The 13154-nt window shown below is 65.1% G+C and carries 13 protein-coding genes; 3 read left to right on the top strand and 10 right to left on the bottom strand.

Annotation, left to right across the window (positions count from 1 at the left end):
- Positions 1 to 11 precede the first annotated feature (11 nt).
- The 5 genes from Q7V46_RS11435 to Q7V46_RS11415 form a co-directional block, all read right to left on the bottom strand.
- Positions 12 to 938: a DMT family transporter gene (locus Q7V46_RS11435; RefSeq protein WP_304913671.1), complete on the bottom strand. Its 927-nt coding sequence runs from the start codon at positions 936 to 938 to the stop codon at positions 12 to 14.
- Between the two features lie 140 nt (positions 939 to 1078).
- Positions 1079 to 2890 (bottom strand): GspE/PulE family protein, encoded by a 1812-nt coding sequence (locus Q7V46_RS11430; RefSeq protein WP_304913670.1) that lies wholly within the window; start codon positions 2888 to 2890, stop codon positions 1079 to 1081.
- A gap of 24 nt (positions 2891 to 2914) precedes the next feature.
- Complete coding sequence (locus tag Q7V46_RS11425; protein ID WP_304913669.1) at positions 2915 to 3697, bottom strand: spermidine synthase; 783 nt, start codon at positions 3695 to 3697, stop codon at positions 2915 to 2917.
- 78 nt (positions 3698 to 3775) lie between these two features.
- On the bottom strand, positions 3776 to 4357 hold the full coding sequence (locus tag Q7V46_RS11420) for a DNA-deoxyinosine glycosylase (protein WP_304913668.1): 582 nt from the start codon (positions 4355 to 4357) through the stop codon (positions 3776 to 3778).
- Positions 4354 to 5211 carry a TatD family hydrolase gene (locus Q7V46_RS11415; RefSeq protein ID WP_304913667.1) on the bottom strand — a complete coding sequence of 286 codons (858 nt, stop codon included), beginning with the start codon at positions 5209 to 5211 and terminating at the stop codon, positions 4354 to 4356. Before Q7V46_RS11415 ends, Q7V46_RS11420 begins: the two co-directional genes overlap by 4 nt.
- A gap of 80 nt (positions 5212 to 5291) precedes the next feature.
- Between Q7V46_RS11415 and Q7V46_RS11410 the strand changes: the two genes are divergently transcribed.
- Entirely contained in the window at positions 5292 to 5741 is a 450-nt protein-coding gene (locus Q7V46_RS11410) for an META domain-containing protein (protein WP_304913666.1), read from the top strand.
- Positions 5742 to 5764: 23 nt separating this feature from the next.
- Here the strand turns inward: Q7V46_RS11410 and lolD are convergent, their stop codons facing one another.
- Together lolD and Q7V46_RS11400 are read right to left on the bottom strand one after the other, a co-directional pair.
- Positions 5765 to 6526 (bottom strand): lipoprotein-releasing ABC transporter ATP-binding protein LolD, encoded by a 762-nt coding sequence (lolD, locus tag Q7V46_RS11405; RefSeq protein WP_304913665.1) that lies wholly within the window; start codon positions 6524 to 6526, stop codon positions 5765 to 5767.
- A complete protein-coding gene (locus Q7V46_RS11400; protein WP_304913664.1) occupies positions 6519 to 7775 on the bottom strand; it encodes a lipoprotein-releasing ABC transporter permease subunit in 1257 nt (418 codons plus the stop codon). The genes lolD and Q7V46_RS11400 overlap by 8 nt, the downstream gene beginning before the upstream one ends.
- Before the next feature lie 44 nt (positions 7776 to 7819).
- Here Q7V46_RS11400 and Q7V46_RS11395 point away from each other — a divergent pair, with 44 nt between their 5' ends.
- Together Q7V46_RS11395 and recJ are read left to right on the top strand one after the other, a co-directional pair.
- A complete protein-coding gene (locus Q7V46_RS11395; RefSeq protein ID WP_304913663.1) occupies positions 7820 to 8815 on the top strand; it encodes a phosphoglycerate mutase in 996 nt (331 codons plus the stop codon).
- Complete coding sequence (recJ, locus tag Q7V46_RS11390; protein WP_304913662.1) at positions 8812 to 10572, top strand: single-stranded-DNA-specific exonuclease RecJ; 1761 nt, start codon at positions 8812 to 8814, stop codon at positions 10570 to 10572. The genes Q7V46_RS11395 and recJ overlap by 4 nt, the downstream gene beginning before the upstream one ends.
- A 130-nt stretch (positions 10573 to 10702) precedes the next feature.
- Here recJ and Q7V46_RS11385 read toward each other — a convergent pair whose 3' ends face one another.
- From Q7V46_RS11385 to Q7V46_RS11375, 3 genes are read right to left on the bottom strand one after another with little or no spacing between them, the layout of a single operon-like run.
- The gene (locus tag Q7V46_RS11385) at positions 10703 to 11242 is read right to left on the bottom strand and encodes a hypothetical protein (RefSeq protein WP_304913661.1); all 540 of its coding nucleotides are present in this window, start codon (positions 11240 to 11242) and stop codon (positions 10703 to 10705) included.
- Between the two features lie 46 nt (positions 11243 to 11288).
- Entirely contained in the window at positions 11289 to 12035 is a 747-nt protein-coding gene (locus Q7V46_RS11380) for a LytTR family DNA-binding domain-containing protein (protein WP_304913660.1), read from the bottom strand.
- 36 nt (positions 12036 to 12071) lie between these two features.
- Entirely contained in the window at positions 12072 to 13133 is a 1062-nt protein-coding gene (locus Q7V46_RS11375) for a sensor histidine kinase (protein ID WP_304913659.1), read from the bottom strand.
- Between the last annotated feature and the right edge of the window lie 21 nt (positions 13134 to 13154).

Raw genomic sequence — 13154 nt, 5'->3', positions numbered from 1 at the left:
CTGCGGGGGTGTCATCTTCCCCTCCCGAACCGCGTCACGAGAAACACGCCCGCCACCACCAGCACCGTGCCTGCCACGATCCAGCGGTTGAACGGTTCGTCCAGAATGAGCACGCCCATGGCGATGGTGGACATGGGTCCGATCATGCCGGTCTGAGCTGCCAGACCTGCACCGATGCGCTCGATGGCCATCATTACCATGATGACAGGAGCGAAGGTGCACAGCGTCGCGTTGAGCAGCGACAGCCAGATCACTTCCGGCGCCACCACCGCCGCGCTCATGGGGCGCAGCAGCAAGAACTGCAGGATGCACAGCACACACGCGACGCTGGTGGCCAGCCCCACAAGGCGCATCGAACCCAGCCGCTGGACAAGTTCGCCGCTGTAAACAAGGTAGACGGCGTAGCTGATGGCGCTGGCAAACACCAGCGCCGCGCCGAATATCGCATCAGGGCCGGCGAAGTCGGCTTCGTGACCAAACACCAGCAGCACACCGGCGTAGCTCACCAACATGGCGATGGCCTGCAGTCCGGTGACGCGGCGCTTGTAGATGACCCACCCCAGCAACAGCACCAGCGTGGGATTGAGGTACAGAATGAGCCGCTCAAGGCTGGCGCTGATGTATTCGAGCCCCCAGAAGTCCAGAAAACTCGCGAGGTAGTAGCCGGTGACGCCCAGCCCCAGCACGCCCAGTGCGTCTCGGGTGGTCAGGGGCACGCGCTCGCCACGGTCCTGGTGCACCGTGGCCCACCAGGCCAGCGCCAGAAACAGGGGCAGCGCAAACAGCATGCGATACATGATGAGCGTGACCGCGTCCACACCGTGGCGGTAGGCCAGCTTCACGATGATGGCTTTGCCGCTGAAGGCAATCGACCCGGCGCCTGCGAGCAGCAGCCCGGTGGCGAGGTGGGGAGAGGACACGGAGGTCGAGGCAGACATGCTGGATTATCGACAGATGAGGGGAGGCGCCTGATGGAAGGGACACTCCACGCGCCTGGATGGCACCGGATACACCCGGGGCGAAAACCGAAAAAGGCACAAAGCTCAATGGCCAGCCTCGTGCCCATGCGCCGCGGCGCTCAACTCACCGGCGGTGTGCTGGCGAGCACCTCGTCCAGGGTGGTCTTGCCTTCTGCCACCCGCATCGCCCCGGCGAGCCGCAAGGGTCGCATGCCATCGGTCACGGCCTGCTTGCGCAAGACTTCCAGTCGCGGCTCGCGGCTGACGCGGTCCTTGAAGGCTTCCGTCACCTCCAGCAGTTCGTAAAGGCCGGTGCGGCCACGGTAGCCGGTCATGCGGCAGTCGATGCAGCCCACAGGCTGGTAGGGGCGGTAACGGCCACTCACCTTCCAGGGCTTGACCAGATCGGCCAGCGCGGCGCTGGAGGCTTCGGCGACCGACTCGTCTTCGCGTTTGCGACAGGCCGGGCACAGCGTACGCACCAGGCGCTGTGCCAGCACGCCGAGCACGGTGGCGTTGATGAGGTAGGGCGGAATGCCCAGTTCCATCAGCCGCATGATGGCGGAGGGGGCGTCGTTGGTGTGCAAAGTGGTGAACACCAGGTGGCCCGTCAATGCGGCCTGCACCGCCATTTCAGCCGTGGGCAGGTCGCGCACCTCGCCCACCATGATGATGTCCGGGTCCTGGCGCATCAGGGCGCGCAGGCCCTGGGCGAAGTCCAGGTCCAGATGCGGCTGCACCTGGGTCTGGTTGAAGGCGGGCTCGATCATCTCGATCGGGTCTTCCACCGTGCTCACGTTGACCTCTTCAGTAGCCAGGCGCTTGAGCGTGGCGTAGAGCGTGGTGGTCTTGCCCGACCCGGTGGGGCCGGTCACCAGCACGATGCCATGCGGCCGGCACGTGAGCCCTTCCCAGCGGGAGGCATCGTGGGTGGAAAAGCCCAAAGCGCTCAGGTCTTTCACTGTGGCTTCGGGGTCGAAGATGCGCATCACCAGCTTCTCGCCAAAGGCGGTGGGCAGCGTGGACAGGCGCATCTCCACCTCGTCGCCACGCACCGCGCCCACGCCGGGACGCAAGGTCTTGATGCGGCCATCTTGCGGGCGGCGCTTCTCCACCACGTCCATGCGCCCCAGCAGCTTGATGCGCGCGATCATGGCGTTCATCACGCCAATGGGCATCTGGTAGACCGGGTGCAGCACACCGTCGATGCGGAAACGGATCACGCCCTGTTCGCGTCGGGGTTCGAGGTGGATGTCGCTGGCGCGCTGGTCGAAGGCGTACTGCCAGAGCCAGTCGACCACCTGCACCACACCCTGATCGTTGGCGTCCAGCTGTTTGTTGGTCTTGCCCAGCTCCACCAGTTGCTCGAAACTGCCGAAGCCGCCCTGCCCGCCGCTCTTGCTGGCGGCCCGTACCGACTTGGCGAGCGCAAAAAATTCGGCGGTGTAGCGGGTGATCTCGGTGGGGCTGGCCACCACCATGCGCACCGTCTTGCGCGTCTGGCGCTCCACTTCGGACACCCAGTCGGTGATGAAGGGTTCGGCCGTGGCCACCACCACTTCGCTCGGTCCCACCTGCACTGGCAGCACCTTGTGTCGCTCGGCGTAGGCGGCGCTCATCACGTCAGCCACCTTGCCCACATCCACCTTGAGCGGGTCAATGCGCATGTAGCTGAGCCCGCTGCGCGTGGCCAGCCACTGGGTGAGCAGTTCGGCGTCCAGCACGTGCCCGTCGGCCTGGCGCGCCATGCCCACCACGGCCAGCCGCTGCAACGGATGCTGTGCACTGTGGGCGGAGGCGCAACGGGTGATCGTGCGCTCGGCTTCGTCGGCCGAAATGACGCCGTCATCGCGCAGCCACCCCACCAGCGAGCGCCAGTCGAGCGGGCCCTGCGGGGTATCGGCCAAAGGAGTCTGAGCGGTGGATTTCATGCGATGTTCAGAAGTCGTTCATGCTCAGGATACCGGCTTGAAAATACGCAACCACTTCACCGCCGGCAAATGCCAGCGCGACTGCACCGCTTCAGCGCGCGCGAGCAGCGCCATGCGGGTGGGTCGGTCGGCGGTGCGCTGGGCCAGCACAATGGTGTTGCCCTCGCGTGTGGGTTTGAAAGCCCACACCGCCTCAGCACCAAACGCTGCGCAGATGCTCTGCAAAGAGCGCTCGTAGCTGGCATCGCGACCAAACAGATTGACGGTCATGATGCCGTCGTCATTCAGTACCGAGCGGCAGTCGGCATAAAAATCCGGGCTGTCGAGCACAGGTGCAGCGGCCTCGTGGTCGTACAGGTCCACCTGGAGGGCGTCGTACTGCCCGGTGTGTACCGGGTTGCGGATCTCCTGTCCGGCATCGGCCAGCAGCACGCGCAGACGCGGTCCATCGGCTGGCAGCTTGAACCAGCCCCGGCAGGCGGCGAGTACCTGCGGGTTGATTTCAATGGCTGTGGTATCCATGCGCAGCGCCTTGAAGCAGAACTTGGTGAGCGCCGCCGATCCCAGACCGAGCTGCATGGCACGCCGCTTGGGCACCGAATCGGGCTCCACAAACAGCAGCCAGGCCATCATGCGCTGCACATAGTCCAGCTCGATGTCGAAGGGCGCATCGATCAGCATGGTCCCCTGAATCCATTCGGTGCCCAGGTGCAGGAAACGCACCTCGCCGTCTTCGGACAGGGTCACTTCGGGCAAGGTCTGCGGCCCTGTGCGCTTACGGGCATTGGCATTCGCGCCGGCCCTCATGTGCGAGCTCCATGAACCAAAGGGCCAAAGACAAGGAAAGAAAAGTGCATGGAACGAGCTGAATCGGTCAAACACCCATTATGGATTCACGGCCGACGTCCTCACGGTGGCGATGCCATGGCGGCGCAAAACCGCCTCCCACGCCTGACGCTTGCGTTCGAACGACCAACTGGCATTGGCTGGGCTGGTCGATGGCAGGCGGTGGAGCAGCACAGGCTTCGGGTCTGCGTCATCTTCAAGTGCATCCGATGGACTCGCGGCCATTCGCCCACCCAGCGCAGCAGCCACATGGCGCGCATGACGATAACTCTCACCGCCGTTGTGCGCCACGCCTTCCAGCAACGGGCAGGTGCGGACCACCACGCCGAAATCGTTGAGCTCGCCCTGGCGGATATCGGCGTCCAGACTGCCTTCCCGCTGGCATGCCTGGTAGACGTCCCACACCCCAAGCCCGTGGGCACGCAAGGATGCGATGCGTTCCGGGTACGACGCCGTGGCAAGCGGCATGCCCCACAGAGCTCCCAGGATCTTCCAGAAATGGTTTTGAGGATGGCCGTAGTACTGCTGCGCGCGCAATGACGCCACGCCCGGAAAGCTGCCCAGCACCAGCAAACGGGTATGGTCATCAATCAACGGGGGCAGGCCTTGCAGCCGGCTCATGCAGCGGGCGCCGCTGAAGCAATCAGTTTCGCCAGGCGTGGCAGTGCGGCGCAGGCGTTGGTGCTGGTGGCAGCGGCCAGAACGTCGGTGGACAGTCCGCGCAGGTCAGCCAGCACCTGACCGATGCGCGGCAGTTCGGCCGGGGAGTTGACACCCTGCACCTGCCCGACGCTGCGTTCGGCGGCAGTGGTGTAGAGCCACTGAGGCGGGATGTCGGGTGCATCGGTTTCCAGCACCAGCGCCGACAGGGGCAGCGAAGCCGCGAGGCGACGGATTTTCTGCGCGGCCTCAAAGGTGACGGTGCCGCCAAAACCCAGTTTGAAGCCCAGGTCCAGAAACGCCTGTGCCTGCTGATCGCTGCCGTTGAAGGCGTGTGCAATGCCGCTGCCTGTGGGCAGATCGCGCAAGTGTTTCAGCAAGGCGTCGGCGCTGCGCCGCACGTGCAGGATGACCGGTAGCCGGTGCTTGCGTGCCAGCTTGAGCTGCTCGCGGTAGAACCACGTCTGCCGTTCGCGCATGGCCGGTTCGCACAAGGCGGGGACGAAAAAATCCAGGCCGATCTCTCCCAGCGCCACCAGTCTCGGGTCGGTGCGGTGTTCGGTGAGGGCGTGGTCAAGCACCTGAAGGTCGGCTTCGACCGCTTGCGGCACACACATCGGGTGGATGCCCAGAGCGTAAGCGTCGCCCAACCGGTGCGCCAGCAAGCGCACCGTGTCGAAATTGGCGCGCATCACGGCAGGGATCACACACAGGCCCACGCCGAGAGCGGTGGCGCTCGAACGAGCCCATTCGGCCAGCGCATGGTCAGGGCCGAATTCAGGGGCATCCAGATGGCAATGGGTGTCGATCCACATGGCGGTATAACCACCATTGTGAAGGCTGGCATCACCGGTGACAGCCCATCGTCTTCATTTTCCTTGCGCGGAGCATCACCATGAACAAACCCCTCTCGTCCTCACAAGGCACCTTGCGCCGGATGGCCTGGCTGCTGCCGCCCCTGCTCGCGACCTTGGCCGCCTGCGCCGGCGCCAGTTCAGCACCGGCCGGTGCGGTGGCGCTGGTGGGCACCGAGTGGCGCCTGGAAAGCATCAATGGCCAGCCGGTGATGGACCGATCCGAAGCCAGCCTGCAGTTCCCGGAATCCGGTCGTGTGGCTGGCAACGGCTCATGCAATCGTTTTGTGGGCGCGGTGGTCACTGACAGTGAAAACATCATCTTCCGCCAGATGGCTTCCACCAAAATGGCCTGCATGGGCGGCGCTGGGGAGCAGGAGTCACGCTACATGGAGGCGCTTCGGCATGCCCAGCGGTACCAGGTGCTGGATGGTCAATTGCGGATCCATGTGCAAGGCATGGCGCAGCCGCTGCTGTTCAAGAAGAAGTAGACCCCCGCGTCGCCTACGACGCCTCAGGTCAGCTCTCCTGTGGTCAATCGCAGCGTCCTGGCGCAGCGGGCGGCCAGGGTTTCGTCGTGCGTGACCACGATGAAGGCCGTGCCCTGGTCACGGGCCAGTTGCATCATCAGTTCGAACACGCCTTCGGCGGTGCTGCGATCCAGGTTGCCGGTGGGTTCGTCGGCCAGCACACAGGCGGGTTGTGTCACCAGTGCGCGCGCTATGGCCACCCTCTGGCGTTCGCCACCGGAGAGTTCGGCGGGCCTGTGGTGCAGCCGATCAGCCAGGCCAACGCGTGCGAGCATTTGCGCGGCTTGCTCGCCGGCCTGTGCGCGCGGCATGCGGCGGATCCAAAGGGGCATGGCCACGTTGTCGCGGGCGCTGAATTCGGGCAGCAAGTGGTGAAACTGGTACACGAAGCCCAGGTGCCGGTTGCGCAGATCGCCCTGCTGCGATGCATTCAGTCCCGCAAGCCCCTGGCCCATCAGTTCGACCGTACCACTGGTGGGGGCGTCCAGACCGCCCAGCAGGTGCAGCAAGGTGCTCTTGCCGGAACCGGACGCGCCCACGATGGCCACCGTTTCGCCGGCGCGCACCGTGAGGTCCACCCCTTTGAGGACCGTAACATCGAGCCGGCCTTCGGTGAAGCGTTTGGTCAGGCCAGTTGCTCGAAGCACCACTTCGCCCGTGGCGCCGGGCCGCCCCAGGCCATGGGCGGCCCCCTCGGGGGGCAGCGACCCGCGCAGGGGCGGGGCGTGGGGGTTCAATTCACTCATAACGAAGCGCCTCCGCTGGATTCACGCGGCTGGCGCGCCAGCTGGGGTAGATGGTGGCGACAAACGAGAGGACCAGGGAAATGAGGCCGATCGGCATGATGTCGCTCTGCTGCGGGTCGCTGGGCATGCGGCTGATGAGGTAGATGTCCTTGGGCAGGAAACTCGCACCCAGCAGACTTTCCAGCGCAGGCACGATGGAATCGATGTTGAACGCAATGCCCAGACCCAGGAGCAGGCCCAGACCGGTACCGATGACACCGACCATCGCGCCTTGCACCATGAAAACACCCATGATGCTGGCGGGGCTTGCGCCCAGGGTGCGCAGAATGGCAATATCGGCGCGCTTGTCGGTCACGGTCATCACCAGCGTGGACACCAGGTTGAACGCAGCCACCGCCACGATCAGCGTGAGGATGATGAACATCATGCGTTTTTCGAGCTGCACCGCCGCGAACCAGGTGCGGTTCTGGCGCGTCCAGTCGCGCACCAGCAGGCCTTGATCGAGTTGCGAGACCAGGTCCATCGCCACTTCGCGGGCCTGGTGCAGGTTGCGAATCTTCACGCGCACGCCCGTGGGCCCTTCCACACGGAAAATGCGTGCCGCATCGTCCATGTGCAGCATGGCCAGGGCCGAGTCGTATTCAAAGTGCCCTGAGTCGAAGACGCCCACCACGTTCATCTGGCGGATACGGGGGACCACGCCTGCGGGCGTGACCTGGCCGCTGGGCGCGATCAGGGTGACCGTGTCGCCGGTGATCACGCCCAGGCTGCGGGCCAGCTCGCCCCCCAGCACGATGCCGAATTCGCCAGGAACCAACCGCGGCAGCACCGTGTCGGCCAGATCGGCGGCCAGATCGGTCACGCTGGGTTCCAGCGCGGGGTCGATGCCGCGCACCACGGCGCCCTTCATGTCTTCGCCCCGGGCGATCAGGGCCTGCGCGGCCACGAACGGCGCCACACCGATCACCTCCGGGTGGCCTTCGATGGTGGCCATGGTGCCGGCCAGATTCGGGATGGCCTGGCCGGCGGCGTCGAACACTTCGATGTGCGAGAGCACCCCCAGCATGCGATCGCGCACTTCTTTCTGGAAGCCGTTCATCACCGACAGCACGATGATGAGCGCAGCCACGCCCAGCGCAATGCCAAGCATGGACACACCCGAGATGAAGGAAATGAAGCCGTTGCGCCGGGTGGCGCGGCCAGCGCGCGTGTAGCGCCAGCCAAGAATGAGTTCGTAGGGAGTTTGCATGTGTGGTTTCCAGGCGGGATTGTGGCATCCCCGACAATGCGGACATGTCTGCCCCACCCACGGCTCTTGAGCCTTGCCTGCACCTGCTGGTTCCTTTTGCCAGCGCCAGCGCGCCCGAATGCCAGGCCCAATTGAAGTCGCTGAAGCTGCCGCAGCTGGACGCCTTGCTGGCGGAACTGGTGCTGGAGCACACCGACCAGGGCGACGACCACACCCTCAGCGCACCGCACGAACGGGCTCAGGCGGCTGCTATGGGCATCGTGCAGGCCGACGGAACGGCCTTTCCCGATGGTCAGACCCCCTGGGCAGCGGCTTTCAGCGATGCACCCACCACGCCACAGGCCTGGTTCACGCCTTGCCACTTTCAGGTGGGCATGGACCAGGTGACCCTGCTGCCTGCCGACCAGTTCGGCCTGGACGACGCCCATGCGCGGCCCCTCTTTGACGCACTGGCACCGTATTGCCTCGAAGACGGCATCCCCTTGCGTTACAACAGGCCCACCCGGTGGCACGCCAGCGGCGAAGCCCTGCGTGGCCTGGCCTGCGCCAGCCTGGATCGCGTCAGTGGGCGCTCTGTCGATGGCTGGATGGCCGGCAACCCGCTCCAGCATGCCGGCAGCCAGTTGCTCAAACGGCTGCAGAGCGAGGCCCAGATGCTGTTCTACACCCACCCGGTGAACGACGCGCGGGAGGCGGCCCGGCAGCACATCGTCAACGGTTTCTGGGTGAGTGGCGCCGGCGCTGCGGCTGTGGCCCCCGCGGCCAACGCCGCACCCAACATGCCCCAACCATTGCGTCAGGCCGCCTTGCGCGGCGACTGGGCAGCCTGGCAATCGGCCTGGTCCGAGCTGGACGCCACCGACATCCGCGCCCTGCGCGAAGCCGCCCGGCGCGGCGAACCTGTGGTGCTGACCCTGTGTGGTGAACGCCACGCGCAGCGCTGGACCAGTGTGCGACGCGGCGCAGCCGCCCGCCTGGGTCAACGTTTCAAGAATCTGCTGGGGACCACCCCGGCCTGGAAAGTGCTCGAATCCTTATGAAAATCATCACACGAGACGTGCCCCCACGGGCTGTCTGGGCGCTGGAACAAGGTGGCGTGCACCCCTTGCTGGCCCGCCTGTTTGCCGCGCGCGGCATCACCAGCAAGGACGAGCTGGACGATGCGCTCGCCCGCCTGCTGCCACCCAGCCAGATGCTTGGCGCCCAGGAAGCCGCACGTGCACTGGCCGACGCCATGACGACCCGGCAGCGCATCTGCATCGTGGCCGATTACGACTGCGACGGCGCTACCGCCTGCGCCGTGGCGGTGCGCGGCTTGCGCCTGCTGGGTGCGCCCATGGGTTTCGACAGCGTGGAATACCTGGTCCCCGACCGCGTGGCCGACGGCTACGGCCTGACCCCTTCGATTGCCCGCCGTGTGAAGGAACGCGGAGCCGACTGGCTGGTGACCGTGGACAACGGCATCGCCAGTGTGGCGGGCGTGCGCGCTGCCCGCGAGCTCGGGCTGAACGTGCTGGTCACCGACCACCACCTGCCCGCGGTTCAGGACGGCGAAGTGGTGTTGCCACAAGACTGCATCATCGTCAACCCGAACCAGCCCGGCTGCACGTTCGAGAGCAAGTCCATTGCGGGCGTGGGCGTGATGTTTTATGTGTTGCTGGCATTGCGTGCCGAGCTGCGGGAACGCGGGGTTTACAACATGGCAGAGGTTTCGACCGGCTCGGTCCGAACGGAACCGCGACTGGACGCCCTGCTGCCGTTGGTCGCCCTGGGCACGGTGGCGGACGTGGTCAGACTCGACGCCAACAACCGCCGCCTGGTGGCGCAAGGCCTGAAGCGGGTGCGCGCCGGTGCCCTGCCGCCCGGCATGGCGGCGCTGTTCCAGGTGGCCGGGCGGCGCCCGGAGGTGGCCACCAGCTTCGACTTCGGCTTTGCCCTGGGGCCCCGACTGAACGCCGCCGGCCGACTGGCCGACATGACGCTGGGCATCGAATGCCTGATCACCGATGACGCTGGCCGCGCCGATGAACTGGCGCGCGCGCTGGACGGCATCAACCGCGAGCGCAAGGCCATTGAGGGCGACATGCGCGAACAGGCGCTGATGCTGGCCGAAGACATGTTCGACGAATCCGAAGATCCCCCGCCCGCCATGGTGGTGTTCGACCCGGACTTCCACGAAGGCGTCGTCGGCATCGTCGCCTCCCGTTTGAAAGACAAACTGCACCGGCCCACTTTTGTGTTCGCGGCCAGTGCGGCCGACGGCAAGGAGCACGAGCTCAAGGGTTCGGGGCGCTCCATTCCCGGCTTCCACCTGCGAGACGCGCTCGACCTGGTGGCAAAGCGACACCCCGGCGTGCTGCTGCGCTTTGGTGGCCACGCCATGGCGGCGGGCTGCACCATCGAAGAAGAGCACCTGGACACTTTTGAATCCGCCCTGCAACAGGTGGCCCACGAATGGCTGGACGCGGCCACCTTGCAACGCCGCTTTGAAGCTGACGGCCCGCTCGACACCCAGTACCGGCGCGCCGATCTGGTCGACACGCTGCACAAGGAGGTGTGGGGCCAAGGCTTTGCGCCACCGGTGTTCTGCGAAGAAGTGCAGATCGTCTCGCAGAGGCTGGTTGGCGAAAAGCACCTGGCGCTCAAGCTCAAGCACCAGGGCGAGCCGGTCGACGGCATCTGGTTCGGCCACACCGAGCCGCTGCCTGCAAGGGTGAAGCTGGCCTTCCGGCTCGACGCAGACGAATGGCAGGGACAGCGGCGGGTGCGATTCCTGGTGGAAGCCGCGGAGATTTGACTCCCCCCCGCGCCGCCTGACGGCGTCACCCCCCTTGGGGGGCAACACCTGCGGCCTCGCAAAGCCAGTTCCGCGGTGTTTCTGGAATGGGTCACGCGCGCTGGATCTGTCTGGATGCTCCGGTGGGTTTTCAACGAAACGCCGAATTGATGACCAGGAACGCCAGAAAGGTCTGCAGCGGCACCGGCATGTCGTTGGGCAGGTCGATGCGCAACTGGCGCTTCATGCTGAACCAGTGTGGCTCCTGGATGCTACCGATCACTTTGCAGTCCACTTCCAGCAGATAGCGTTTCCGCGTCCACCGGTTGGCGCGAACCAGTCTGGCTTGCATGGGTTGCCTCAGAAAGACTTCGTGACGTTTGATGCTGTCCTTCGGGAAAATCACCTCCGCCATGGCCTGGACATCGTCACCTTGCTGAAGGAAGAACCGGAGGTCGTTGGCAAACGCACGAGTGAGGAATTCAAACCCGATGCGGTAAACCCCCTGCGGCATCTCGATCTTCAGATCACCATCGGGTGAACCCGGCTTGTGCCATTTGAGACGCGCATTGCGGGCTTGCGCGTAGTTGGGCCAGGTGAGGTCGGCGAGTACGGTCTCGCTGTCGTTCACCACCTGGTAGTGAAAGCCGGAAAACACCGAGCGCTGGCGAATGGTCAGCAATTCGGTCAACCCGATGCGTTACCTGTTCACACTATTTTTCCAAGTGCGAATGCCTTCAAGCCATCAGGGCTTCACGCACGGCGGCCAGCTGCCGGCGAGACACCGCCAGACGTTCTTCCACGCCGTCAAGCCGCACCGTCCAGCCTTCGCCGTCGACCGGGTCGTTGTGTTTTTCAACCGCACGCACGGCACGGCGCGCCACCAGCGCGTTGCGGTGCACCCGCACAAACAGATGCGCATAGCGCTGTTCCAGATCGCTCAGCGCGCCGTCGTAGATGTGCTCTTTTTCGGCGGTACGCACGGTGATGTACTTGAGTTCGGCCTTGAGGTAGATCACATCCGTCAAAGCGACGCGTTCGCTGCGCCCCCGCTCCTGGATGATGAGGCTTTCGCCCATGCCGCCGATGTCATGGATGTTCTGGTCGGCCGCGCTGAGCTGGCGCAGCACCTTCTGCAGGGCCTGTTGCAGGCGCTCGCGGCGCACCGGCTTGGTGAGGTAGTCCACCGCCTCCAGTTCAAAGGCGTGAACGGCGTGTTCGGCATAGGCCGTCACGAACACCACCGCAGGCGGCGCTTCCATCTGGCGCAGTGCACCCGCCAGTGCCATGCCGTCCACGCCCGGCATGTGCACGTCCAGCAGCACCAGATCGCACTGGCCACGCTGGATGTGCTCCATGGCCTGCACGGCGTTGCCGGCCTCGCCCACCACATCGGCGCGAGGCTCGGTGCATTCGGCCAGCAGGGTGCGCAGCCGCGACCTTGCCAGTGCTTCATCGTCAACGATCAATACCTTCAGTGTCATGTCGTGCTCCGTCGCCAAGCCGGCTTGAATGTCTGCTTATACCGGTATTTCAAGCCGGACTTGAAACACACCCTTGACGAGGGCGCTCTGGAACCGGCCTTGCACGTCGTGCAGCAACGTCAGGCGCTGGCGCACGTTGTCAAGCGCCAGGCCATGACCACGCTTGCCGCTGCCAGCCGGCACGGTGTTGGTGACCTTGATGATCACCACCCCGTCGCGCCGCTTGGTGCTGATGCGCACCACCGCGCCTTCGGGGCTGGGCTCCACCCCATGCTTGACGGCGTTTTCCACCAGCGGTTGCAGGATCAGCGACGGCAGCTTGGCCTTTGAAGCGGTCTCGTCGATGCTCCATTCCACCTTGAGCCGGTCACCAAACCGCACCTGCTCGATGGCCAGGTAGTGTTCGGCCAGTTCCAGCTCCTGCCACAGGGGCACGGCTTCCTTGGTGTCTGCCAGGGCATGGCGAAAGAGTTCGCTCAGGTCTTCCAGCAGGTTTTCGGCCTTGGCGGGTTCTTCGCGTACCAGCGCAATGGCGCTGTTGAGCGTGTTGAACAGAAAATGCGGCCGGATGCGCGCCTGCAGCTCTGCCAGCTGCGCTGTGGTACCGGCAGGCGCGCGGGCCTTGGCCCGCCACACCAGTGCCGCCACCAGCACAGATGCCATCAGCGCACCAGCCGCTGCGCTGGCCAGCCAGGGCGCATGGTCCAGCAGACCCATCCAGGCCAGCTGACCGCACCCGTACAAACCTGCCAGCGCTCCAGCCACCACGCCCACCGTCCACTGGGCTGGCATGGGCAGCAGACTCAAAGGGCGCTTGAGCGCACAAGCCGCCAGCAGCCACACCAGCACAGCAGGCAAAGCCGCGCTGGTGAATACGGCCACTTCGGTGAACAAAGTCATCCAGGTCTGCGCCTTGAACATGGCAGCCACCACCACCACGGTCTGCACAAACAGCACCGCGCGCATCACCACGCCCACCTTGCAGGTGTCGAACACCATTTCACGCTGACGCGCGATTTCGGGCATCTGCGACAGTGGCAGGGTGCCGCCGCCCTGGGACAGATCCTGGAAGGTCGATAAAATTCGGGAATCTTTCATGGGTGCATCACAGGTCAGGGC

This window comes from Hydrogenophaga sp., assembly GCF_030651625.1.
GTDB lineage: Bacteria > Pseudomonadota > Gammaproteobacteria > Burkholderiales > Burkholderiaceae_C > Hydrogenophaga.
This window is presented reverse-complemented; position numbering and strand designations above follow the sequence as displayed.